The sequence below is a fragment of the Candidatus Manganitrophus morganii genome (genome assembly GCA_021651055.1).
GTDB classification, from domain to species: domain Bacteria; phylum Nitrospirota; class Nitrospiria; order SBBL01; family Manganitrophaceae; genus Manganitrophus; species Manganitrophus morganii.
The window spans coordinates 36,078-61,736 of sequence record JAJHOH010000001.1; the positions used below are offsets into that span (position 1 = coordinate 36,078).

General features: G+C 50.1%; 17 protein-coding genes. 10 read left to right on the top strand and 7 right to left on the bottom strand.

Features of this window, described 5'->3' with window-relative positions; genetic code table 11:
* Positions 1–8 precede the first annotated feature (8 nt).
* The 4 genes from MCM46_00155 to MCM46_00170 all read right to left on the bottom strand — a co-directional run bounded on the left by MCM46_00155 (position 9) and on the right by MCM46_00170 (position 5,445).
* Positions 9–344 carry a hypothetical protein gene (locus MCM46_00155; GenBank protein MCG3110206.1) on the bottom strand — a complete coding sequence of 112 codons (336 nt, stop codon included), beginning with the start codon at positions 342–344 and terminating at the stop codon, positions 9–11.
* A complete protein-coding gene (locus MCM46_00160; protein ID MCG3110207.1) occupies positions 335–973 on the bottom strand; it encodes an amidohydrolase family protein in 639 nt (212 codons plus the stop codon). The genes MCM46_00155 and MCM46_00160 overlap by 10 nt, the downstream gene beginning before the upstream one ends.
* 66 nt (positions 974–1,039) lie before the next feature.
* Positions 1,040–1,825 (bottom strand): hypothetical protein, encoded by a 786-nt coding sequence (locus MCM46_00165; GenBank protein MCG3110208.1) that lies wholly within the window; start codon positions 1,823–1,825, stop codon positions 1,040–1,042.
* Positions 1,822–5,445, bottom strand: coding sequence for a hypothetical protein (locus MCM46_00170; protein ID MCG3110209.1), 3,624 nt, complete (start codon positions 5,443–5,445; stop codon positions 1,822–1,824). Before MCM46_00170 ends, MCM46_00165 begins: the two co-directional genes overlap by 4 nt.
* A gap of 481 nt (positions 5,446–5,926) precedes the next feature.
* Here MCM46_00170 and MCM46_00175 point away from each other — a divergent pair, with 481 nt between their 5' ends.
* The gene (locus tag MCM46_00175) at positions 5,927–6,751 is read left to right on the top strand and encodes a ferritin-like domain-containing protein (protein MCG3110210.1); all 825 of its coding nucleotides are present in this window, start codon (positions 5,927–5,929) and stop codon (positions 6,749–6,751) included.
* Between the two features lie 17 nt (positions 6,752–6,768).
* Here MCM46_00175 and MCM46_00180 read toward each other — a convergent pair whose 3' ends face one another.
* Positions 6,769–7,395 (bottom strand): DUF2238 domain-containing protein, encoded by a 627-nt coding sequence (locus MCM46_00180; GenBank protein MCG3110211.1) that lies wholly within the window; start codon positions 7,393–7,395, stop codon positions 6,769–6,771.
* Positions 7,396–7,677: 282 nt separating this feature from the next.
* On the opposite strand from MCM46_00180, the gene MCM46_00185 reads away from it, so the two are divergent.
* The 6 genes from MCM46_00185 to MCM46_00210 all read left to right on the top strand — a co-directional run bounded on the left by MCM46_00185 (position 7,678) and on the right by MCM46_00210 (position 18,815).
* A complete protein-coding gene (locus tag MCM46_00185; GenBank protein ID MCG3110212.1) occupies positions 7,678–8,142 on the top strand; it encodes a hypothetical protein in 465 nt (154 codons plus the stop codon).
* A 57-nt stretch (positions 8,143–8,199) separates the two neighbouring features.
* Positions 8,200–10,638 carry a DUF2339 domain-containing protein gene (locus tag MCM46_00190; GenBank protein MCG3110213.1) on the top strand — a complete coding sequence of 813 codons (2,439 nt, stop codon included), beginning with the start codon at positions 8,200–8,202 and terminating at the stop codon, positions 10,636–10,638.
* Positions 10,635–12,611: a DUF3999 domain-containing protein gene (locus tag MCM46_00195; GenBank protein MCG3110214.1), complete on the top strand. Its 1,977-nt coding sequence runs from the start codon at positions 10,635–10,637 to the stop codon at positions 12,609–12,611. Before MCM46_00190 ends, MCM46_00195 begins: the two co-directional genes overlap by 4 nt.
* A 253-nt stretch (positions 12,612–12,864) precedes the next feature.
* The gene (locus MCM46_00200) at positions 12,865–15,735 is read left to right on the top strand and encodes a hypothetical protein (GenBank protein MCG3110215.1); all 2,871 of its coding nucleotides are present in this window, start codon (positions 12,865–12,867) and stop codon (positions 15,733–15,735) included.
* Positions 15,736–15,811: 76 nt separating this feature from the next.
* A complete protein-coding gene (locus MCM46_00205; GenBank protein ID MCG3110216.1) occupies positions 15,812–17,665 on the top strand; it encodes a HEAT repeat domain-containing protein in 1,854 nt (617 codons plus the stop codon).
* Positions 17,652–18,815: a hypothetical protein gene (locus tag MCM46_00210; protein MCG3110217.1), complete on the top strand. Its 1,164-nt coding sequence runs from the start codon at positions 17,652–17,654 to the stop codon at positions 18,813–18,815. The genes MCM46_00205 and MCM46_00210 overlap by 14 nt, the downstream gene beginning before the upstream one ends.
* A 99-nt stretch (positions 18,816–18,914) precedes the next feature.
* Here MCM46_00210 and MCM46_00215 read toward each other — a convergent pair whose 3' ends face one another.
* Positions 18,915–20,036 carry a sel1 repeat family protein gene (locus MCM46_00215; protein MCG3110218.1) on the bottom strand — a complete coding sequence of 374 codons (1,122 nt, stop codon included), beginning with the start codon at positions 20,034–20,036 and terminating at the stop codon, positions 18,915–18,917.
* Positions 20,037–20,292: 256 nt separating this feature from the next.
* Between MCM46_00215 and MCM46_00220 the strand changes: the two genes are divergently transcribed.
* From MCM46_00220 to MCM46_00230, 3 genes are all read left to right on the top strand, one after another.
* Positions 20,293–21,684 (top strand): hypothetical protein, encoded by a 1,392-nt coding sequence (locus MCM46_00220; GenBank protein ID MCG3110219.1) that lies wholly within the window; start codon positions 20,293–20,295, stop codon positions 21,682–21,684.
* Between the two features lie 86 nt (positions 21,685–21,770).
* Positions 21,771–22,106, top strand: a complete 336-nt coding sequence (locus MCM46_00225; protein MCG3110220.1) for a hypothetical protein — start codon at positions 21,771–21,773, stop codon at positions 22,104–22,106.
* Positions 22,107–22,803: 697 nt separating this feature from the next.
* The gene (locus MCM46_00230) at positions 22,804–24,321 is read left to right on the top strand and encodes a hypothetical protein (protein ID MCG3110221.1); all 1,518 of its coding nucleotides are present in this window, start codon (positions 22,804–22,806) and stop codon (positions 24,319–24,321) included.
* Positions 24,322–24,873: 552 nt separating this feature from the next.
* Here the strand turns inward: MCM46_00230 and MCM46_00235 are convergent.
* Positions 24,874–25,650 carry a CpsD/CapB family tyrosine-protein kinase gene (locus MCM46_00235; protein ID MCG3110222.1) on the bottom strand — a complete coding sequence of 259 codons (777 nt, stop codon included), beginning with the start codon at positions 25,648–25,650 and terminating at the stop codon, positions 24,874–24,876.
* Positions 25,651–25,659 lie beyond the last annotated feature (9 nt).

A 25,659-nucleotide genomic window follows, 5' to 3' on the forward strand; every position in this document is an offset into this window, starting at 1 on the left:
GCTTTAGTCTAATGGAAAGCCCCCTCTTTGGCAAGATGTTCACCCCTCTTCTTTAGAAGAATAAGACCGGCGGCCCGCTCGAAGACTGACTCCGGAAAACCGAGAGCCCGCTTGATCAGCAGATCCCGATCGATCGGGCTGGGGATCGCTGCGATCCGTCGCGCCTCTTTTATCGCCAGCCGGTGGACAAAAGGCCAGGGAGAGACCGGAAGCGGATAGTCGCTTCCGTGAAGAAGCTTGGCGTGCAGCTCGGGACGATCCAGAAACGTGAGCAGATAGCGGCTCCGCGGCGGAAGCGTCAGCGCGGAGGTGTCGGTGTAGAAATGCGGGTACTTTAAGAGCATCTCAACGAAGCGCTTAATCCGAACCCCGGAAGCCAGCCCCATCCTCCCCCATGGGCGGCAATGACGGTGACCCCCTCTTCGAGAGCAAGCAGGAGGCGCGAGGGATGACCCAACGATTGATCGAGCGGCTTGAGGGCAAATTCCGGTCCCGTATGACAGAGGAGCGGGATTTGATGCTCCAGGAGCTTTTTGAAGAAGGGGATGTTCTTCCGATCCATCGGATCAAAACCTTGCGTGTTCGGAAGCCATTTAATTAAAACCGCTCCTTCCTCGACCACCCGGTCGAGCTCCTCCAGCGCGTCTTTTCGGTAAGGGTGGATCGACGCGGCCGGCAGAAGCCGCGGGTGCTCCCGGGCCAATGCCAAAACATAATTATTCGGGATGTAAAAATGGGTCTGATCTTCCAGCCGCTCGCCATTTCGGTCGAAGACCGCATCATGGGCCAGGATGACGAGCTGATCGACATGTTTCGTCTGCTCGATCATCGCAAGCCACTGCGTCTGTAAAACGGCCTCCGCTTGCTCGGCCGGATCTGTTGCCCGAATCCCGTTTTTCCAGCGAAGATAGCGGCCGACGAGACGACGCTCTGAGACCTTTGAGAGGGTGCATCCGGTCCGGGCTGGATCCAACGAGAAAACATGCGTGTGGATGTCGATAATCCTTCCATCGAATGCTCCTCTTTCTTCTATGGATCTTTAGGGTTCATTCTTATTTTCCTGATCTGCCTCACACGGGATCTCACCACGATGATCGAATTGTCCCGAGGAGAGAAATGCCACGACTTGGTCCGCCGTCTCTTGCTCCAGAAGAAGGGCGGTGTGCTGACGTCGGATCACAAAGAAATCGGCAGCTCCCTCCAACCGGGCGCTTTGTAGCGAGACCGATCCGTCGTCGTCTCCGGGAAGATCCCGGCTAAGCCCTTTTCCATCGCAGAGCCCACCGGCAATAATGCCGAATGGGACCGACGGGATGCCGATTTCAGCATAAAACGGGCGATTGCTTGCAAGGAGCTGGGTCATTGCCTTACTGCCGTAGAGCCAGCGAAACCATGAGTAAGGATAAAGCACGTCGGCGAGCTCCGATCCGTGGTTCGGCGGGGCGATCATCACAAAGCGGCCGGCATTCTCGGGTGGATCATGGGAGAGATAGTAGCGGATGATGATGCTTCCCAAGCTAAACCCCACAAAATGAACCTTCGACGAAGAATCCAGCTTCCGAACCTGTTCGGCCAGATCAGCCGCCGCCTCTTCGATCATTTTTTCACGACTGGGATAGTCGATATTCATCACGGTGTATCCGGCGCGCTCCAGCGTCCATTCAATCTTCTTCATCATCACCGGATGGCCGAGAATGCCATGAAGCAGAATCACTGTTTCGCCCCGATCGGGCATTGAAGCGGCGGCCGCAGGAGTTAAGCTCATGGATAGAAGCAATGCCAGCAGAATCATGAGGATTTTCTTCCTGACCTCCGAATGGTTCATAGCGTCAGATCTCCTTCCTCTTTTGTCCGGGTGTCGTCTGCACCGCCGAAGAACCAAAGCCATCGCATTTTTCGTGCTCCTTCATCCGAGCGCTCCACACCGACCAAGCCTCCGAGGAAGGTCCACTCCACACCCTTTCCCCTCTCCTTTTCATAAGAATAGAGCGGGAGAATCGGATTGAATTCAAAGGTGGAGCGCTCGGGGGAAACCGACCTACTGACCACCGCCATAGCGGAGCCGCCGAGGAGATGCCACTCTTGGGTCTCCTCGTCCGATCGCTCATAATTGACCAGCCACCAAAGCACGCTGGCCTCCGTTGTATGTCCCTCGCGGTTTTTGTAGGTAACGAGCGGCCAGAGCAACGAGAGTTCCCCTTCATCTCTAATTCGATTGTAGCTGTAGCGATATAGAGGAAAGAAGCGATCCGAGAGCTCCTCATTCGTCTGCACCCGTTGATAGAGTGAGAAAGGTGCCACTCCGATCACACCGACCCGGCGCACCCCGGTCTTGTGATCACGTTCATCACTGTAGAATGGGAAAACGCGCTGCCATCTCCCGTCCGGATTGGAGCGGTATCTGGAAAGAAGGGTCGTGAAGCGACGCTCTTTCTTCTCAAGATCATGTTGGTATAGATAGAAGGGAAGGAAGCGATCGGTGAGCTCCTTCTCTGAGTCGGAGTGCTCATACAGTGCCAGTGCGGGGCCGCTGCCGATGGGAGGCAGTCCGAGGGCTGAGAGCCGCCATGCGCCATCGGTCCGATCTTCACGATAACCATAGAGCGGGAAGAGCCGGTCATCGACCTCTCTTGCGGTGGATCGATGGGAGTAAAGGGTTAGCGAGGAGACTCCGAGCAGGCCAAAAGATCGGCTTCCGGCCACGGCATCGCTCCGATAATCATAAAGGGGAAAGAGCCGATCGCGCGTCAGCGATGCCGTTTGCTCATGACGGTACAAAGAGAGATCTCTTAATCCGACGAAAGAGACGGCAAACCGGTCTTCCCGCCGCTCATAGTCATAGAGGGGAAAGAAGCGATCCTCCACCGAAGCTGGACTCGATTTGTGGGCATAAAGGGAGAGTGGAGGGACACCGATCATCCCAAACGACCAGCCCCCATTTCCCTTCTCCTGTTCATAACCATAGAGTGGGAAAAGGCGGTCGGTTGTCTTCTCTTTTGATCCAGTATGTCGATACAGAGAGAGTTCCGAAAAGCCAACGATGGAGAGGGCGGATTTCCCCGCTACTCGTTCATAGCTGTAGAGAGGGAAGAGACCATCATAGAGCGCTTTCGGAGTGGCACGATGCGTATAGATAAGCAGCGCATTGAGAAAGGTCTCCTCCCCTTCCAGCCGGCTGCGAGAGTAGTAGAGAGGGAAAAACCGATGCGTCAGCGCAGTGCCGTCATTGATATATCGAAACAGCGAAAGGGGGCCATACCCGATAACAGAAAGATCTGTCTTTGTTCCCTCTCGGGTCAGGTTCCCCAGCGGAAAGAGAAAATCGTCGGTCCGCTGCGGGGTCTCATGATGTTGATAGAAAAGAAGCAGGTTGAAGTCGATCTCATCGCGTTTAAGGTTGTGAGCATAGCGGTAGAGGGGAAAGAACCGATCGACTACCTCCCCCTCCGACGTGCGATGCTCATACAGAGAGAGGGAGGTATCCCCGATAGGAGGAAGTCCTAAGAGCGTGATCCGCCTCTCCTCAGGACGTTTACGATATCCATAGAGCGGAAAGAGATGACCTGTGCTCTCGGCAGGTGTGCTTCGGCTCTCAAAGAGCATCAAGGGGGGGACGCCTAACAATCCCATCCTTCTTTCCTGCCGAAGGATATCGTGCTCATAAGAATGAAACGGCAGGAGGGCATCCTTTGTAAATGTTTCGCTCTGCCGATGCTGATAGACAAAGAGGGCATCCCATTGCCGCTCCCCGTTCACAAGATGATGTCGATAGCGATAGAGCGGGAAAAGGCGATCTTCGATTAGAGAGGGAGACTCCGCGTGTTCATAAAGGGAGAGGGTCCAGTCATTGCCGGTCGGAGGGAATCCCAAAAGAGAGAAGCGGACGCTTTTTCCCGATCTACGATATCCGTAGAGTGGGAAAAGCCGATCCGATGTCGCCGAGGGGCTCGTCTGATGCCGATAGAGTAAGAGGCCATCGATTTCGGTCTTGTCTTTTAAGAGATCGCGATGATAAGCATAGAGCGGAAAGAGACGATGTCGGACTTGACTGGGGGTGATCTCCTGCCGGTAGAGTGCGAGTTCAGATACTCCCAAAAGGGAAAGCGCGCGTTGCGCTCCAACCGATTCGTAGTCATAAAGGGGGAAGAAGCGGTCTCGGGTGCCATCCGCTCGTTGTTGGTGCCGGTAGAACGCCAGCGGACCCACTCCCAACAAGGAGAAGTCGATCCCCTCTTTCTGCTCTTTGTACGAGTAGAGGGGAAAGAGACGGTCCGTCATCCCCAAGGCGGTCCGCTCATGCCGATAGAGGGACAGCGGACCATAGCCGATGAGTCCCAATTGATTTGCGTCTGATCTTGAGTCACTCTCCTTGTTATACAAAGGGAAGAGGTGACTCTTTACTTCTTGTGGAGTCCTCTGATACCAGAAGAGGGAGAGTTCTTGATAACCGACAAGAGAAAGATGGGTGTTCTGCTGTGACTGCTCGTATCGATAGAGGGGGAAGAGCCGGTCAAGAACACCTCCTGGAGAGGATTGATGCCGATAAAGGAAAAGGGCATCGATCTCGGTTCGATCTTCATTAAACCATCGGGCATACCGATAGATCGGGAAAAAGCGATCGGTTGTCCGATCGGAAGCCGAGACATGCTCATAGAGGGCTAATGTCGGCAGCGGCCGAAGCGCTCGGATCGGCGGCAGACCCAACAAGGAGAGCCGGCGCTCCGAGGCCTTTTTATCCTCCTCGGAACCGTAAAGCGGGAATAAAAAGCTGTGAGAAAAGGCCGGACTCTCCCATGCGCCATAGATCGGAAGCAGATATCGATAAGCCTGCCCCGACGTATGATCATACTCTGAAAAATAGAGGGGGAGGACTCGGGTGGCGCTCCCTTCCCGATCGCTCCGGTGGCTGACCAGGGGAAAAAGAAAATCCCACTGCCGTCGCTCCCGCTCAAGGTCTTGGGTATAGATAAAGAGCGGCCCCAGAACAAAGTAGCGATCGTATGACTCTCCCCGCGCATGATGGCCATAGAGCGGGAAGAGATGAAAATAGCTATTCTCATCTTTGAGATAATTGAAGTAGAGAGGGAAAAAGAGTGTGAACCGCTCGCGCGGGTGCTCCTCATGCCAGTAGAGCGGGAAAACATGAAACCAAATATCATTCCCCTTCTTTTCATAGGTCCCCAGCGGCCATAGAATACTCCGTCGAACATAATCCGCTTTCAGATCGATCTCATGAGAGTAGAAGGGACGGACCGAAAGGCGGGAGAACCCCTCTCTTTGCTCTGAAGAGTACAGATATAGGGCATCACGCGAAACCGAGCCGTCCTTCTCTTCAGTGCACCAAATCAACCCGAAGCAAGTCCGCTTGCCGGATGTTTCGCGCGCTTCGGCGCGAACGGACGGTAAAGATAAAAGCAACAGCAGAAATATTCCCCATCGTTTCATCTTACACTCCGTTACAGGATCAATCCAACTTCAAGCCAGGTATCCGGTCTCTGTTCATGCTATCAAAGCATATAAGCAATCGGCGTGCCTTTCGCAGTCATGTGACGCTCCTCTTTTTTCCCTATCATAAAACAGATCCAAAGCTCTTGCCATAAATTAAACAGAGGCTTTGTTGCGAACCTTGCTTCGCACCGTGAAGATAGGCTGCCACCTAAACTTCGCACCCGATCGCCATGTCTGTAACCGCATCCGATACACCGTACCTCAATACAACACTCTTTCAAGCTTTCCACACACCATTCGATCGTCTCTATTCCTCAGCGTTATCCGATATTTTCACTGCTTTCTGTTTTTCACATCCTGATATGGAATCAGAAAAGGCCTCGCTGTTGCAATCACACCCTTCGTGGTCGAGTTCCAAGTGCTAATACAAAACGTGGATATCCATCATTGATGGTAACCAATCACAAAGGAGACTGCGATGAATTTTCGAAAAACGGATTGGCAGGCGGAAGGAATTGAATATCATAACATTCAAAAAGAGAAGGTCTTAGACAATAATATTCTGTTCTACAGCGTCGTAGGCTCCTCCTTTTTGGAAAGCACGGTCGGCTTCATTACTCAAAACCTGATTACTTTCTACCGAGACGATGAAGAGGTCCGCTCATGGCTTCATATGATCTGGGATCCTGAGGAGATGAATCATGGCCGAGCAATGAAGTATTACGTCCAGTCGGTCTGGCCGGACTATGACTGGGAGGCCGCGTATGCTTCTTTCTATGAGGAATACTCGAGATTCTGCCAGTTGGAGTTGCTTCGACCGACGAAGGCGTTAGAAATGCTGGCACGATGCATGACCGAAACGGAAGCCGCGATGTACTACAGGGCGGCGAGTGCTTATTGCCCCGAGCCGATCCTCAAAGATCTCCTCATGAAGATGTATCGGGACGAGGTAAAACATTACAAGCATTTCCTCCAGTACTTTAAACGCTTCAATATGACGGAGCGAAACGGTCTCTGGAGGCTTTCTAAAACGATGTTGAAAAGAAACACGATTGTTGCCGAAGAGGATATCGATATCACCTTCCGCCACATTCATGTCGGCTGGAAGAAGACTACCCCCTTTGAGCCTCTCTCCTCGGACACTCTCGGGAAGGCGATGACGGCAATCTCAAAAGAGTACTTCCCCTATGACGTGGCCAGACGGATGCTTTTCAAGCCGCTTGAGACCGAGTCCAGATGGAGAAATTTGATCGTCAAAGGCTTGGAGTTTCATGTGACTCGCCGCATTCCGGGATTTGCATGATGGGCAGCGACCAGATTTTATTCTTTCATCTGTCCCAGCTGCTTGTCATGAAGGCGGCCAAGGGTCAGTTGGGCGGTCAGCGAGCCGATCAGGGCAAGGAACATATCCCATTGGGTATCCCAGACATCCCCCTGAGTACCCAAAAAAGCATCGGCCGCTTCTCCGCCGGCGATCGCCGCCCACCATTCGATGAACTCATAAGAGGCGCTGATCGCAAGACAGACGCAGGCGACAAGAAAGAAGAGCATTTTTCCGGGGTAGAGGGGGGAGTTCCGAAGAAGAACTTCCCGTGCAATGATCGCCGGAACAAACCCTTGTGCGAAGTGCCCGATGCGATCGTAATGGTTCCGCGCAAAATCGAAGAGATCCTGTATCCAGAAGCCAAGTGGGACACGTGCGTAGGTGTAATGTCCCCCTAACATCAGAATCAGCGCATGGATGGTGATCAATCGGTAGGCAAGAGGGGTTAGCGGAAACCGGTCGTAGGTGAGAATTAGAATGGGGAGGCCAATGAGGACCGGAAACACCTCCATCCACCAGGTCGGCCGATCATATGGATCAATACCGGATAGAATCAGGCCAAGAAGGACAATGGCGATCATGATGCGCCGCTCTTTTTTGCCCTTTGTTTCGCTTCTTGCCATGAACTTCCTAGCTTGATTTGAATCAACGATCGGTGGAAGCCGACACTCACTCCACCGATCATACCATGATTATCGCAATAATAAAGACGCGTTTTTTAGGATCTGACATGTGTTAAAGAGAAAATCTCTAAGACATAACTCCGCAAAGGGATTATACTAGAACAAGTCCTGGCCGGCAACAAGCGGAATAATAATTCGTCAACAACGCTCAGGTCCAGGAACAATTATGATTTGTATCGGCAAAGGAATAAAGATGAATGCAATAAACAGTGAGGTGATCCCATGTTAATGTTCTTAACGGTTGTTGGGATCGTCGTACTGATTATCCGTCAAATCATCGACTCGCAGAAAATCTCCTCGTTGGAAGATGAAATTCAGAAGCTGTGGCGATCGATTCAGCGGCTGCAGCAGAAGACGCCTGAAGATGCCGTCTCCCCCATTCCCGCTCCCGCCCAAGAGAAGCCGACTCCACCGCCCCAATTTCCTGTCACGCCCTCTTCCCCATATTCAGAGAGAATGGAACCACGAACCGACTCCACTTCGCCGCCTCCCGTGCGACCGCCGATCCCTTCGCCAGCGCCGTCCCGGGCCGCCGCTCCCGAAAGTAAGATCCCCGCGATGGCATCGATCGATTGGGAAAGGTTTACAGGGGTGAACCTCTTCTCCTGGATCGGGGGATTCGCTCTTTTCCTGGGAACGGTTTTCTTTGTGAAATATTCGATCGATCATGGGCTCCTCAGTCCCTGAGTCCGAATCCTGCTCGGCTTGACGCTGGGGACCGGGACAATCGTCGGCGCCTTTTGGATGAGGACGAAAGGGTATGCAATCACCGTCCACACGCTCGCGGCTGCCGGCATCGGCATTCTCTATGCCGACATCTTTGCGGCCCATGCCCTGTATCACTTCATCGAAGCATCACTCGCTTTTCCCTTCATGAGCCTGGTGACGGTTCTTGCCTTTCTACTCGCAGTTCGGCTCGATACCCGGTATGTCGCGATCCTCGGTATGGTGGGCGGCTTCCTGACCCCTCCCCTCCTCTCCACAGGAGAGGATCGTCCGTTCGGGCTCTTTGCCTACGTTGCGCTTCTTGACATGGGACTTACCGCCGTGGCGATTCGAAAACGTTGGGGGTTCCTTGTCGCAATGGGTGCAGTCGGAACGGTCCTGATGCAGATAGGCTGGGTAGAGCGGTTCTTTGACCCTTCCAAGGTCGAGATCGCGATGGCGATTCTTCTCTTCTTTTCATTCTTCTTCATTGGAATCGATCTGGTGGCTAGGCGACGCGACGCGGAGGATCAATGGATCTTTAAGCCAGCGGCCATACTGCCACTGATCTCAATGCTCTATACCGGCTACTTTATGGGCTATCCGGCGCTTGCCGCTCGTCCGTGGCTACTTTTTACTTTCCTTTTCCTGCTTGACGCGGGAATCGCCGGTTTAGCACTCTATAGGGATGATTTCCGCAAGGTGCAGTTGGCGGCAGGTGCAATCAGTTTCCTCTTCCTTTCGGTCTGGACAGCCGGTTTTCTGACACAGGATCTTCTCCCCTGGGCTCTTTTCTTTTATCTTCTTTTCGCAGCCCTTCATGCAGCGCTACCGGTGGCACTCCAGAAGGTCCGGCCGTCCACTTCCCCTTGGATCTGGAGTTATCTCTATCCGGTACTGATGCTGATCCCAATCATGATATCCATCTCTAAAGCAATCATTTCTCCCTTCTGGATTTGGCCGATCGTTTTCCTCATTGATCTTATTGCAATTGTCGTCGCGATTCTCGGAGGGGTACTCTGGGTCCTCTTTAGTGTGGTCATTGCCACGTTCATCCTCTCAGCGCTCTGGCTAACGCAGTTAACCGACACCACAGCGCTTTCCGGTCTGCTCTTCGTCGTCGTGCTTTTCTCCGTCGGTTTCTATCTACTCGGCATCTACATCATGCGTCGGCAGAAGAAGTCTTTTGTATCTGCCTCGGTTGGGCTAAAACCGGAGTGGCCGATGGATGCGAATACTCTCTCGCACCTCCCCGCGCTCTCGGCGATTCTCCCTTATTCACTTCTGATAATGGCCTGTTTGCATCTTCCCCTAGAGAGCCCGGGGACCCTCTTCGGAATGGGACTTCTCTTCGCGATGCTCCTCTTCGGCTTGGTCGTGTACTATCGAGCGGAGATGCTCTCCATGGTTGCCATGGGCTGCGGACTTCTGCTGCAATATACTTGGCACTTCAGCCGGTATGATCCGGTCAATCATCCGTTGGTTCCGCTTCCTTGGTATCTGATCTATTTCACGCTCTTTGCCATTTTCCCCTTTTTCTTCCAAAAGCGAATGCGCGATCTGCTGCTTCCCTGGGTGGCTGCGGCCTGCGTGGGTCCCGGCTCTTTTTATCTGGTCTATCAGGCCATTGTTTCCTCTTTCGGAGATGCCGTGATCGGTCTCCTCCCCGCGCTCTATGCCGTGATTTATCTTGCAGGCTTGTACGACATCCGCCGCGACATTCCAAAAGAATCACCCCACTACCTGACCCAGCTGGCCCTCTTCGGCGGGATTTCTCTTTTTTTCATCAGTTTGATCTTCCCGCTGCAGTTTGAGAAAGAGTGGTTGACGCTGGGGTGGGCGCTGGAGGGGATCGCATTGGTTTGGCTTTATCGAAGAATCCCGCACGAGGGACTTAAAATCTGGGGAGGCGCACTGCTTCTCATCGTTTTTGTACGGCTGGCGATGAACCCCGCTGTGCTGGATTATCACCCCCGAGCCGCGCTCCCGATCTTGAATTGGTATCTCTATACCTATGGTGTCGCAACGATATGTTTATTATTGGCGGCGCGGCTCTGGCGACCCGCAAATGAAGGGGTGATGGGAAAACCGATTGCACCCACACTCGCTGGACTGGGGGTGATCTTAGCCTTCCTATTACTGAACATCGAGATTGCCGATTTCTTCAGCACGGGGTCGACGCTAACCTTTCAATTCTCCGGAAGCTTTGCGCTTGACCTCACCTATACGCTCGGCTGGGCCATTTTCGGCCTTACCTTGCTTAGCATCGGGATTCGGGTAAATCAACGCGGGGCGCGACTCGGCGGGGTGGGACTCCTCGCGGTCACCATCGGGAAACTCTTTCTACATGATCTCTGGCGCTTAGGTCAGCTCTACCGGGTGGGGGCTTTTCTGGGGTTGGCTGCCGTTTTGATCCTCGCCTCTTTCCTCTATCAGCGCTATCTGCAACAACAGAACAAGCCGGAGGCTCGCTCGTGAGGTATTTTGTCATCACTCTTTTTTTGCTTTTCACCGCGCAGCCCTCCATCTCGGCTGAAATCCCATCCGCATGGCCTCTTCATCAAGAGATCGATGTTGAGAAACCGGGACTCATACGGCACCCCCTCCCTTATGAGACCATCGATCAGGCCCACGCCACGCTACGGGACCTTCGTCTCTTTGACACACACGGCAAGGAGCAGGCCTATCTTTTGGAATATCCTGTTCGGGAAAATCAGCAGACGACTCCTGCGAAGCAGTTGGAAATCACTGTCCAGAAGGATCGTACCCTTTTGGCAGTTATCACCGGATCAACCGATCCGATCGAAGCGGTTGTACTCGAAACACCCGCATCTGAATTTCTGAAAGCCGTCACGGTGGAGGGATCAAAAGATCAAAAACAATGGAGGCCCCTTGCAATCAACAGGCCGGTCTTTCGTCAGCCAAATGGTGCAGCGCAGTTAAAAATTGACTTTGGTTCGATACCATTTCCTTACCTTCGAATTATCCTTGATGATGATCGTACCCCACCCATCCCGATCACCGGTGTCCGGATCCAGAAAACTGCCGCGGCGCCTCCCGCCACGGATCCGATCGACCTCAATTTGATCGAACGGATCGATGCGGCTGGTGAGACATATCTAAGGATCGCGCTTCCTTCTCGAAACGTCACCCTCTCAGAAATCGAGCTAATAACGGAAGAGGCCCTCTTCACTCGGCCCGCCCGGCTGACTCTCAGCAAATATATGAATGGTGAAATTCAGGAAGAGCGTCTCGCGGAGGGAACCTTTTATCGGATTGCTCCGGAGGGGAAAATTATTCACGCTAACGAGCGGCTATCGGTCGGTAAAATTGTACAAACTAGGGAGCTGACGTTAGTCATCTCGAATGGAGATGCTCCCCCGCTTCGAATCAAAAAGATTCGGGCACATCTTCTTCCGGTTTACCTTATCTTCCATGCTCAAAACGCAGGGAGCTACCACCTTGCCTTCGGACATCTGGAAGCAAGAGCGCCGCGGTATGATCTCTCAAGCATGCGAGAGACGATCACTCGGACGGATGCTGTTTCGGCCCGCATCGGACCGATCCAATCGAACCCCACCTTTATTCGGCCTGAGCCGCTCCCGATGCTCCCGGATCGAGCGGGCCCGATTGATTTGACCCCCTATCGATACCGGGCACGTCTTCGACCCTCTGCTGATGGAATCCAGGAGTTAGAACCAGGACTGCATGTCTTGTCGCAGACCGCTCCTTCTGGATCGGATTGGCGCATTGTTGCGGGAGGAAATCAGGTTCCTTACGTCATTGAACGGAGAGGACCATTGAGGAGTTTTTCCCCTTCTGTCATACATCTTGGTTCCGACCCGAAAAAACGGATTGACCGCTGGGAGTTATTGCTTCCATATTCTAACCTCCCGCTGACTTCTCTGAGTTGTACGGTGATAGAGCAGCTCTTCGAGAGATCGGTACAATTGTATGAAGAAAGGGAGGACGAACGAGGAGCGATTTCCCGCCGGCTGTTGGGACGCGGCCTTTGGCGGAGGATACCCGAGCAGGAATCAGCCCAGCTCTTTATTTCAATCCAAGAGAGACCACAAACTACAAAGCTTATTTTAGAGGTCGACGACGGAGATAATTCTCCGCTTCGGCTCGAAACGTTTCAAATCCATTATCAGGCACCCCGTTTACTCTTCAAAGGATCCATCAATGAATCGCTTTGGTTTTATTATGGAAATCCAAAGACGACTCCTCCGAAATATGACATTTCGCTAATTGCCGATGCGCTTCTCTCTGCTGAAAGATCTTCAGCCACTCTGGACCAAGAAGAATCTCTGAAGACCGGCCCCTCTCGGATTTTCTTACGCCTAACGGGACCGGGCCGTCTGATCCTGTGGGCTTCCCTAGGAATCTCCACCGCTGTATTGCTTTTCATCATAAACAAACTACTTCCTCCGACATTTGAAGAGAAATAATATAGAGCTTCTATATCTCTGGCCAATCTTCGCGAGATAAAAACCAATTTTTACAGGACGAATAAGTTCTTCCTGAAACAAGTGAGGGGCGAGATCCATCCTGTATTGGATATTTCAAATGGAATTCCTTTCTCAAGGAAAACGCATACCGATATGACTATTTTCTGTTTAGTTTCTCCGCAATTTTCGATATAATCATATCTGACTTCCCGTAAAACACATAGAACTCCGCTTTAACCAATCGAGCAATCCGATGAAGCGTATTGGAGCAGGCGCACTGGCCGGTTGTTTGGGAGTACTCTTACTTGCCGGACTGCTTTGCGCTGAGACCATTCCGAATACGCTTTTTCAAGAAGCATCATCTCTTATCAATTCCGCTCAAAAGATCGAACAGGAGAATTTTTCCGAGGCATACCGATTTTACAAGGCAGCCAATGAGAAAATCGAGGAACTCCTCGCAAAACACCCTACCTCCAAGATCGCCTCTCAGTTGATACAGGGGCAGCTTCGGATCGGAATTTATTCGTATGACGAGTTGAAAGAAAAAGTTCTCCCCCACGCAAAAAGAAAAGCCGACGCGGAGACTGATCCGATTGAAGCCATCCTTTTATTGATCGAACGCAAAGCAGATGAAGCCTACCTCCAATACGCTCTAAAGCGGATTATCCGGATCTACAAAAGGCGAGGACAAATGGATAAGGCCCAAGAGATTGCGCTCACCAGAACGAGCTTGGTCGACAGACCTGGATTTTTGATGGCGCTGGCATTTGATTTTGTCGAGCAGGGCAAAAAGAAAGAAGCATTTGATCTACTTGAGAAGGCCATCATTTCACCATCCCGTCCACTAAAAGAGCAATGGGAACGTGAACGATGGGGTTCCACGCTGACAAGGGTCGCGTGGGCATATATCCGTCTTAAAGAACCCGATCGGGCGAAGGCGTTGCTGGATCAAGCGTCTTCACTGGTTGATTCGCCCTCACTGCTCTCTCAGGTTGCAGCAGGGTATGCCAATGTCGGAGAGAGCGAGAAAGCGGAGGCGGCATTTGCCAAAGTGAAAGGAGTAAAAAACATAAACGCCGCTATTGAAGTCGGGGGCAGTCTCGCTCATGCGGGACGATACGAGGAGGCCCGCAAAATGATCAAGGAAATCGATATTCCCTCCTATCGAATCCACTTTTGGGTTTCGCTCTTCGGTATTGCCACAACCCGCGGAGAGGAAACGATGGCATCTAGATTTCTCAATGAAGCTTTGGCTGAAGCTCGCCGTGGAGACCGCTCTAAGGATGCAGATGATACAGCGCGAACATGGCTTCATTTGGCTCGAGCTGCAAGAGAGGTCGGTGAGTTAAATCGGGCGCTTCACTTTTTAAAGCGAGCGGAGCAGTCAATCGATGCTGTCGTGGGAAATCCCTCTTCACAACGGCAGCTCCTGATTGAATTGGCAGAGGAATATTGGAAATCCGGTAATCCACGACCGATTGACGGCCTTCTTGATCGGGCAAATATAAAGAGCTCTATCCAGAGCGGAGGATCTAATATAACCCTCGCCGAACTCTATGCCCGCCTTGGAAAGGTCGAACAGGCGCTTCTGATTACTCAGGATTTCAATGGGGGTGTCGGACAGATCGGTGCGATGATCCAAATCGCAGCAGTCCTCTGGGAGACGGGAAACCGCAGCCAGGCGTTAGCGATCTTAGCGAAAGCGGAGTCAGACCTTCAGAAAGCAGATCAAGATGGATTAGAGCGTCACCATGAGTTGGTTCGCCTTGCTTCTCAATACGCCGCCTTCGGCGAAGAGAGCATTGCGGTTAGAATCTTGAGGGATGCAGAGAAATTGGTTCCGACTCGGGGTAGTACTTTCGGGACGAGTTTTGCTCTCATCGATGTTGCGCAGGGTTATCTCGGAATTCATCGTCCGGAGGACGCAGAGCGGATTCTCTCAAAAGCGATAGAGGTAACAAAACAAGCTGTGAGACAATCGGATCGACCTGAAAGGTACGCATATATTGCCTCCGTTTATACGGAGGGGGGAATGTTTCAGCGTGCTTGGGAAGTAGCCGAGCTGATTGAAGGAAATGAGGCGGAGAAGGCCGACGCCTGGCTTCAGATTGCAACAAAGCAGCTTGCCGCAAAGCAGACGGCACAGGGGCGGGAGCGTTTATTGAGCGCGATCGCACTTCTCGATAAAAAAGGAATTGGAGAGGATAGTCGGTTCCACGCCCAAATTGCAGCGGCCTGGATGGCCGCCGGAGAAATCGATAAGGCACTTCGTGCAATTGATTCGCTGGATCGAGTAGTCGGGAAAATAGCAACATTGTACCGGCATCTGAGGTCTTATTCGACACAAGATACGCTGCCCTGGCCGGAGGATTCAATCGTAAAGGTAAAATCACGTTTGAAAGAATGGGAGCATCAAGCAGTATCCGGAGAGGACTGGGCGAAATTAGCCGCGATTTGGGCGAAAGTCGGAGACCGAAACGAGGTGACCGAAATTTTCTCCCGGGCGGAAAGTGCAACTTTAAAGGACGTTTCCAAGAGCCGAAACGATTTCGATTCCCTCCGTAACATCGTATTCAACTTAGTCGAATTGGGTTTTCCGGAAAAGGCGGCATCGATCGCGGACGAAATTCGAGATCCTTCGCAAAGAATTATTTGCTTATCTATTGTGATATGGACTCTGATAGACCAGAAGAAAACCGATAAAGCCCAATCTTTACTATCCAAAATGGAAGAGGCCGCCAAAGAAGTCACCGATCCATCTAAGCGATCGAGCGCCCTCTTACTCGTTGCTCGCCATCGGATCGAATTAGGAGAGCGTGAGGAAGGGTTAAATTTACTAAATCAGTTGGTTGCTTCATCGCATCCGCCAAGGGAGTCTGGAGATGAGATTACGGCTGCCTCAAGCTATCTCAAGGCCAGAGAGCGCGACAAAGGGATGGATCTATTAGAGCTTGCCTTGCAAAGGGTTCAAGACGAACAACCTGGCTGGGGAAAAGTAATCGACCTTGGGGAGAGGACCTTTCCCCTCGCTGAAGTAGGCGAGGTCGACGGAAGGGGCCAGCGATTTCTGCACAAAATCTTACAACACGCAGAGGAGATTCCGGTGTACGGGCCCTCTCGATAACGGCTGTTAGATTGACGGTTATCCTGATATGGGTTGCCCCTTCGATGTCTGCCCAAGAGGGTTTTACGATGCGCTGATGCGAGCAGAGGCGAAATACGATTGGGTTCAGAACACAATTGATGGAATTGATTCAATGAAACGAATACCCCTGTTGGTCCTAACGTCTATCGTGTTCTTCTCATGTGTACAAGGGAAAGAGGGCATGAGTTTAGATGGTAAAAATTTTAATCCGAGTGCACCGCATTTGCAAAGACAACGGGCTTACGCGCGCCAGCGCGCCTATCTTGAATTATTTAATCGCATGGATTCTCGGATGTTTGAAGCCATTCTCCAAGCCCTACGCGACCCGGATCCATACGTCCGTTACACCGGCGCTTGGGCTTTGAACCCAAGCCATATGGACGCTCATTCGGAAATGGGGCCTGAGTTAGATTATAAGGAATGGGTGTTTCCGCTTTCTCCTGAAATATCAAAAGAAATCGTGACGTCACTGATGGAAGCGTTGCCGGAGACCGATGTGTGGGCGCGAAGGGAGATGCTTATTTCCTTATCAAACCTTCAAAGCTATCAAGTAACGCAGAAGGTTCCGCTCGATGAAAAGGCTAAACGGCATTTTCTAGATTACATCAAAGATCCCGACCCCATTACTCAGGCCATTTCGGTTAAAGGGCTTCATCTGTGGGCAAAAGATCCCAGAGTAGAAGAGGTCCTCCGACAGGCTTTATCCGACAAGGCTTGGGATGTTCGATCAGAGGCGTTGCGTTACTTTAAATCCGATTTTCAGGTTTTGGCTGAAGCTCTAAAAGACAGTGATCCTGGAATCAGGGTTCAAGCGGTCAGGGGACTTTCTTGGCACCATCGAGATAATCCGATGACGATGGACCTGCTCATTACACAATTGGGTGATATCGACTTTAATGTTATAGAAACCATCTTAATGTCAATCAAAGATCCAAGAGCAGTGAAACCGATCTTGGCGTTGCCGGAGAATAGATACCCAAATCAACCCGGAGCGATTGAACTCATCACAGGGAAGCCCTTTCAACAGGTAAAAGCAGAATATCAAAACGAGATGAAGGACTTTCATCTTCCACCGGCCCCTATCCATAAGGGTGATCCCCGCCCTCTCCTTAACCAGCTAAAGGAAGGGGACCGCTTTGAGCGAATTACAGCCGTGCACAACTCCCATCGGAGAGGATTTCGGGAAAAAATTCCAGCATTACTTGAGGGGATCCATGGGGATGATCCGCTTGTCAGATATCATTTTATTTCAGAATTGGAGCTTTATCTCAGATATTTTATTATTCCCGATGAGAAAGAAGAACCGATTTATAAAAGTTTAGTCAAAGCAACGAAGGACCCAAATCCCCATGTCCGTAGGGAGGCAATAAGAATGATCGGCCCTTTTGCGCGCTCTGACGTATACAATACACGCGCGATTGAACTGATCAATCAACTCATTGAAGGAGAGTCCGATCCCTTTCTAAGACATGCCAGCATTTCACTGATGGATCAGTATGTCTATAAACCAGGGAATTCAGGGGGACGCTCTGTACCTGTAAAGGACGTGAATCTCATTTATTCAAAATTGTTGAACGACGATTTTTCTGAAACGCGCAGGATTGTAGTGGCGAAAATTAATTTAAGCTGTTATCCGGAGGCGGTCGATGCGATGTTGGACGCCTTAAAAGATCCATTTTCGGACACGCGCAAGAATGCTGCGAATAATCTTAAATTGGGCCTCCTGATTCATCAAATAGATCATACGAAGGTTCAATCCGCCCTAAAGAAGATCTCTGAAGAGGACCCTTCACGACAGGTCCGGTATTTTGCGGACGCATCCTTCAAGCAGAACCAGCGCTTTCTGGAAGGAAAGGCATCTATTAATGATGTGCTAAGCAGTAAGGGCTGCCGCAATGATGAGAAGTAAAGGCCTTGGCCGATTCATAAAAAGCCTTAACCTCATTTTATGTCTCTTATCCCTGATCGGGTTATCCGGAGCATCGGATGTCCTCTCCCAACCGGTCCAGGAGGCCCCTTCTTCGGAAGCGGATCTCCGGCAGATTCCCATCGAAAAACTCATACGCCTTGGACAGAATGTTATCTTTGGTACTGACAATCTAAAAGGGGTATTCGATAAAAGAGAGGCGATTCCGATCGGTCGGGGTCAATGTCCACTCTGTCATAGCTTTTTCGTAGAACAAAAGGCAGAACGCTGTCCGAACATGATAGCTCTGAGCACACAGCCGCAAAAGCTGCTTCAAGTCAGTATCGAGGAACGATCCCATGACCGGATTAAGGACCCTCGGTACGCGGAAGCAAAACAAAATTATGCCCAAGGTGAGCGAAACACCGGTATTGTGCCCCATGCCGAAACAGGCGGTCAGTACCTTATTGAATCGCAGTATTGCCCGGATTGTTATGTGGTTGAAGGCTATGGCATAAAGGGAACCAACGATATGGCAAGCCCGATGCCGGCGATCCATTTTATTCCGATTCTTTTGGAAGACTTTGAAATTGTCGCCGTGACAGCCTATCTACAAGCAATGGATAATCCCACTGACACGTCAAAGGTGACGGCATTAGATGACTGGGAAAACTATTTCGGCAAAAAACTCACGATGCTTCCCTCAAGAATTCCCTCTGCACCGACCGAAGCGGAACGGTTAAAAAGAAAGCTAGACAATCTCGCGCTGAGCGATGATTCGCCCGATGAAATCGTCGAGAAAATGATTTGTTTTGCGTGTCATAAAATTCCGGGCATCGCCATCGCCAAAACCGGAAAACTCGGCCCCCAGCTCATCATGAAAACGAACGCTGAGATCCGGATCAAATCGGCTGAATATCAGAAGGCTGTTCGAGAAGGAAGAGCGCATGCAATGACACCCAGAGAGTACGTTATTGAATCAATTGTCGATCCCGGTGCCTTCATCATTCCTGGATTTGTAGATGGAATGGTGAAAGATTATCGCCATAAATTTACTCTTCAGGCATTGGACACTCTTGTTGATTTTCTTATGACCCAAGGAGATGAAGAAGCGCGAAAAGAGGCCTTAGAGCATCTTTCAAACGAAAACTGAGGGAACGTACTAAACTTCTAATTATTTATCCATCGAGAATACTTCCTGAAACGAATGCACATCGAGCTCTATCCGCATTGGATATTTCAATTGGAAGTCTTATCTTGCCTCTAATCTTTTAAGGCGCAACTGCGCGCCGGAGTGCCCCTGCTCGGCGGCCTTCTGAAGCCACTTCAGTGCTTCCGCTTTGTCCTGTTGGACCCCTCTGCCTTCCTCGTACGCTAGGCCAAGCTCGTATTGGCCGTCATCGAAGCCCTGTTCGGCAGCTTTACGAAACCATCTCAACGCCTCGGCATCATTCTTTTCAACACCTTGCCCCTCTACATACAATGCCCCTAGGTTCACCTGGCCTGGTGCGAACCCTTTTTCGGCTCCCCGGCGATACCATCGAGCGGCTTCTTCCACATTCTTATCAGTCCCGCGGCCCTGTTCATAGAAGAGACCCAAATTAAACTCTGCGGTCTTGTCCCCTTGCTCCGCGGCTTTGCGAATCCACTTAAAGGCTTCCGCATCGTCTCTCAGGACCGATTCTTCTTCTGCATATAAATTTCCCAAGTTGGATTGCGCGATAGCATTTCCCTGCTCGGCAGCCTTACGGAACCATTCAAGCGCCCTCGCTTTATCTTGGGTCACTCCGAAACCATTTGAATACATAACACCGATACTGTTCTGTGCTGCGGCGGATCCTTGTTCTGCGGCACGGCGCAGCCATTTTAAGCCTTCCTCTTTATTCCGTATTTCCGGCTTTCCGAAGATATACATTGTTCCAAGATTGGCCTGCGCTGGTAAAAAACCTTGCTCAGCGGCCGTGCGATACCACTTGACCGCTTCTTTGTCGTTTTGTAGGACACCCGTTCCGTGCACATACAGACCTGCCAGACCATTTTGCGCCGGCGCATAGCCCTGCTCCGCGGCTTGCTTATACCATCTAGCAGACTCCGCTTGATCCTTCGCAACGGCGCATCCTTCCAAATACATTTTTCCTAATTCGTATTGCGCCTCGGCATTGTTCTGGATCGCGCGCTCTCTCAATGCAGTTAGATCTGACTGAACACACTCGGCCTTCTGGTCAATCGATCGAACTATGGATTCTCCACGCTGTTCCCGTTCAGGAAGGACTTCATGGGGTCTTTGTTGCAATTCGTGTGGTTGTTCATTGGCGGCAGTCGGCAGTGGAAGAAAAAAAAGGAATAAAATAATTATGTACCAAACGTATTTCATGAAGATTACTCTATGATAAATATCGGAGTTATTCCAGAAGCACATATAGTTATATAAAACGAATAGGACAAGAAATGCAAGTCAATCGAAGCGGACTGCTTCCTGAAGTCCTCGATCCTTACTTCCTGTATACCTGAGCAGACTACAAACGGCAATTCTCAATTGGGCGTCAAATTTTCACCAAATAAACTGCTGAAATATAAAAACAATATTGGTATAATATTTCTCACGTTCGGCCAACATAAGAGGACGAAATATGAAAATAACACAACTCATCTTTTCCACCGCCGCAGTTTTGTTGCTCTTATCTGCCAAAGTGAACGCCTGCTCATGTGCATTCGACTCGCCCTGCCAGGTTTTTTCAAGCGCATCAGCGATCTTTATCGGAGAGATGGCCGGTGGCACAGAAAAAGTAGACATGGGGAGGGAGACCGGAAGTACATCGTATGAAGCGGGAGAGGTCCGATTTATCGTCGAGGAGACTTTTAAGGGGAACCCAGGAACTGAAGTTACGATCTCGGTGAAGAGCCACAAAAATTCCAGTTGTGGCCCGTATGGATTAATTAAAGGACAAAGATATATCGTTTACGCCTACGGCGAGTCCGGTCACTTATCGACAGGCGTCTGTACTCTGACAAGGCCACTTTCTATGTTTTCGGAGGAGGATGACGATTTTCAATTTTTAAAAAACCTTCCTAAGGCGGGCAGTGGTGGCCGGCTTACAGTTTCAGTATCTGCTGATCGAGGGATGATTTATAAGCCATTTAGAGATGTGACTGTGATTCTGAAGAATGGGGAAAAACAGTCAATTCGAGGGATTACAAACGCAGAAGGCGTCTTTGAAATCTCTAATTTGCGGGCTGACAAGTACGAAGTAGAAGCGCTATGGCCCAATAGTTATTCGAGTACAAATTCAAAAGCTGAAGTCGATGTGCCTGACCGAGGGTGCGCAACCATTAATTTTGTTGCCAGGCCCGATACGATTCTCACCGGTCGAGTATTTGATAGTCGTTTCCGGCCTGCCTCTGTAATGTTAAACCTAGTTCCCATCGACCTGCAGAGCGATGTCAAACCTATGTTTATCTATGGACGCTCTGACGAAGATGGGAACTTCCAAATAAAGGGAATACCGCCTGGAAAATACTTGCTTTATTTTAACCTTCATGCTGATGATTTTAGGAAGAATATGAAATACTTTTATCCAGGAACTCCTAAATCCGAAGAAGCCACTGTCATTGAGATCGGTTCGGCTCAGAAATTAGAACGCTATGACTTTCAGATACCAAAAGAATTCAATACTCAAATAGTAAAAGGGCAGGTTCTATGGCCCGATGGGAAACCTGCCGCTGGTGTGGAAGTGATGCTCTTATGTCCACGAAGTACCCAGGCTGAAGGATACATCTTAAATTTTGGATCGGTCACCACCGAGGCGGATGAAGAAGGATTTTTCACGCTAAATGCATATACAGCAACCGTCTACAATCTTGAAGCTCGCAGCAGTAAGATTCCACCATCAGAGAAAGACCCGCTGGCGTACCATTCTCCAGCCCATCCCCTTATCGTAGAAGAAGATATAAAAGGTATGGAAGTAGTATTATCCGAAACAGGATGGTCCGGCAACGGTTGCTCAAGACGAGGTGTAAAATAGTATTCCCTCCGGGGTAGTGGAAATCTCGCCATCAGGCCAAGTGGCCTATTCACGAGTGAGCTTATGGATTCTTTGAGTAACAGCAGATGAAAAAAGCAGTGACATTTTTAATAATCATTCTTCTGTGGTTTGGAAAATTATCAGTTATTGGCGAGGCTCTCGCTGAAACAGGAACACTCGAGCTTGAACCGGAGGAAGGGCTGTTCGGTTCTGTGGAAGACAATCCGTATCATTCTGCCGTCGGTGATCTGCTCTTAAGTGCAAATAAATTCCGCAAGTGCCAGATGTTGTTCTTGCCATCCTTCGATAAAGAAAGCGCAGTATTCCTGGTGCGGAGCGGCGACAACCCGAAGGCGAATGCGATCGTTGTGGCAGCTGAAATGAAAGAGCAACTATGGGGTGCAATAAATAGATTTCTATGAAAGAAGCCGGAGAGGGCAAGCCCTACACCATTGGCCCGGTAGACATGCGGCGGGCGCTTAGCCAAGTATCTCGTAGAGTCGAACGGGTTGAGGCTGAGATTGATCCAAGCACTGCAGATCTTTTGGAGAAAACCTGGGAAAGCATGCTCCTCCGCGTACGGTACCCTGCTCCGTCTAACGACGTTGGATTGGATGGTGAAACCTTCCATGTGGCTCACCGGGTAAACCTAAACGGATATCTAACCGGCAAAACCTGGAGCCCCAAGCCAAGCACTCGGATAGGTAACTTCGTCGAACTTGCAAAGGTGCTCCGGAAGTATCCAAAACTAAGCGGTGATCAACGCGAAGATGTGAGGAAAGATTTAATTTCTCGGGCTGAAGCCCTCTTAAAACGTTTGAATGAGAGTGGCCAGTGATGGAATTATCCTAAAGAAGGATTAATCAATAATCCTTCCTGAAAGATTGAATAGCAAAAAGATTTTTAATATGGTAGATTATATCCAGAAATCTTATATACCATATGTAAGTTAACATTTAAACCTCGTTGTTCCTAATGAAACAGGGAAGTCGAAAGAGCACTTCTCTTTGGTTATTCCTCAAGGACCTATCAAGAGGAAGAGCCGGAAAAAAATTCCACGCATCCTTCCCCCTTAAAAATCTTATCGCAAGATCCATTTACTCAGAAGAGCATAAAATAATGATGAAATCATTCTCTCTGCTATTCGCTGTCTTTCTTGCGGTTGAATCGGGTTTGCCTGTCGAGGGTTGGGCGACTGAAATACCTGATGTCCAGGAGATTCTTGTACAGAGTAGTCTTATCGCCTCATTAACTCAAAAGAACCAAGACCGGGATAGTTTGTTGGGTCGTATTGTAACTGCTCAGGTGGCGATCCAAGATCTTAAGGGTGCTCTAAGAACAATTGATTTTATCGGAGGGGATAAAGATACTGCACTTTCTAGAGTAGTTAAAGCACAAACCGCTTTAGGGGATCTGGACGGTGCGAAAAACACGGCCAATGTAATGCGATCAGAAATAAACAAAGCAAATGTTTTAGCTGATATCGCTATTGAAGAAGCAAAAGCTGGAAAGATGGAAAGAGCTCTGAAAACCTTATCCACCATCAAAAACGACACCCATGGTTATAGACAGGCGTTAAAAGGGATTGGGACAATCCAGGCACAAACAGGAAAAATCGAAGAAGCCCTCAAGACAGTCTCAGAAGTTATGGATAGCCAACCGAATGCCCTATGGGACATTGTCATCCCCAAGACGGAAGCGGGAGACGTTGAGGATGCCAAACAGATTATCTCTAATGTGAGCAACCCGTTTCATAAAGCATATGCGCTGTGGGGAGTCGTCAGGGGCAAAATAAACGTAGGAGACTTAGCAGGAGCCATTCAAATTGCTGATTCAATCGAGGCCGGGCATGCTAAAGCATCGGCGTTGGTAGAAATAGCATACTTTCAGTTGAAGACAGGAAAAGTAGAAGATGCTCTCCAAAGTTTGCATACGGCCGCAAAAGCTGCTGAACATGTTGTTAATGTGTGGGCAAAGGCGGACATTTTAATGCAAATCGCAGAAGCCCAAGCAAAGGCGGGCGATGTGGAAAGTGCATTAAAGACCGCGGGCTCAATAGAGGCGGAGGGACACCGGGAATTTGCTCTGAAAAAGATTGTGGTTACACAGGCTGAAAGTGGTGATAAGGATGGAGCACTTCAAACGGCATTTACCTTCGAGGGAAAAGATGGTGGTGCCCTAACCAATATTAGCGAGAAAGAGGCTTTGTCTGGGAATATCCAAGATGCGATGACAACCATCGCCCGCATAAAAGGAGAGAGCGAAAGATCGATCGCTATGATAAAAGTGATCAAGGTACAGGCGGAAAGTGGCGACATAAAAGGTGCCCTCCGATCTGCTGGCAAGATTCACGATGGAATCTATAAAGATTGGGCCTTGCAGGATATCGCAGAGGCTCAATCGAGGTCCGGAGATATTCAGGGGGCTTTGAAAACGATCGCTATGATACAGGGGGAATACCCCAAAGGAGAGGCATTGATCACAATTGCTAAACTCCAGATAATTAAGGGGGATAGTAAGGGAGCCTACGCTTTTGCTAATCTGCGTGAAGATCCGGTGGAAAAATCGTATGCACTTCTTGGGATTGCTCTTGGAATGTCGGAGTTAGAGAGTAAAAAGGTTAACCCTACCAAATAATGGATGTTATTCAGACCATCCATCCTTATTTCGACTTTGAGCCGTATCCATTTTTATCGGTAATCTTCAACTCAATCCCTTCTACCCTCCTGAGTAGTAGGTGAATTATAGTATACACGTAGCTTTTCCGACAAAGCCTGGGGAATCAGGATCTGTTGTTATTGTACGATCATTGATCTATAACATTCGCTATATAGCATTGGCCAAACATTGGCCAAAAACAATGAAAAAGAGGGATACAAAACGATATCATCTTTTCTCTAGTCAAAATTTAACTCTTTAATTTTCCTCCTCTTTTATCCCCTCTTGTCCCGAAATATCCTGCTCAGAAATCGGCTCGGGCGGGCTGGCAGTCTTGGGGTCAGGGGTTCGATCCCCCTCAGCTCCACCAAAATTATCAAAGGAGTTAGCGGTTGTCCGCTAACTCCTTTTTATTTTACTGTGATAAAGATGTATAAATTTACGATAACTTTCTACTCGTTCCCCGAAAAAACCTTCCATAGAATCATGAATGACTTGGAGATAACGGGTACAATTTAAACCAATCGATCTTTACCCTTTGTTCAAAACTGTGCCCAGAATCGGCACCCCTTTCAGTAGACGGAGAGATTGTACAATTTCTTCCGTTTGAGTGCGTCCCGACTCAATCACCAAAAGCATTGCGTCGATATAGGGGGAAAGGGCCAGTACATCATCGGTCGGTAGAAGCGGCGGCAGATCGAAAATAACGATTCGGGATGCATAACGGTGTTTAAGTTCGCTGATAAGCGAGAGCATCCGGGGAGAAGTCAGCAATTCACTGGGACTTCTGACCGCTCTGCCCGCCGGGAGGAGAACGAGTCGCGGAAGGCCGGGATGAACCAAAAGATCCTCGACCGGCTTCTGATCTAGAAGATGGTCGACCAGGCCCGGGCTTTCCGCGATTCCAAAGAGTTGATGTACCGCCGGGTTACGAAGATTGGCATCGACCAAGAGAACCGTTTGGCGGACCTCCAACGCGAGGCTGACGGCCAGATTGGCCGCAGTCAACGTATTCCCCGCCCCCGGTCCGGGGCTCGTGATTCCCAAGAGGTTCCATCCATTCTCCCGCATCCGAAGCATCACTTGGGTGCGCAAGATCTTGTAGGCCTCGGTGAGAGGACCCTCTTCTAAGGCAGCGATCACCCGCCGTTCCCGCAAACGGGCGGGGGAGAGGGTGACCAATCGGGTGTGGGTGTAGACAATCTTGTCCGGGACCATCACATGGAGGGAGGGCTGATCCGGCAGATGTCCGTTTCCGATCCGCTGCAATTCTTGCGTTTGATCTATCGAAGACTCTTCTTCCGCCATCGTTTCTCC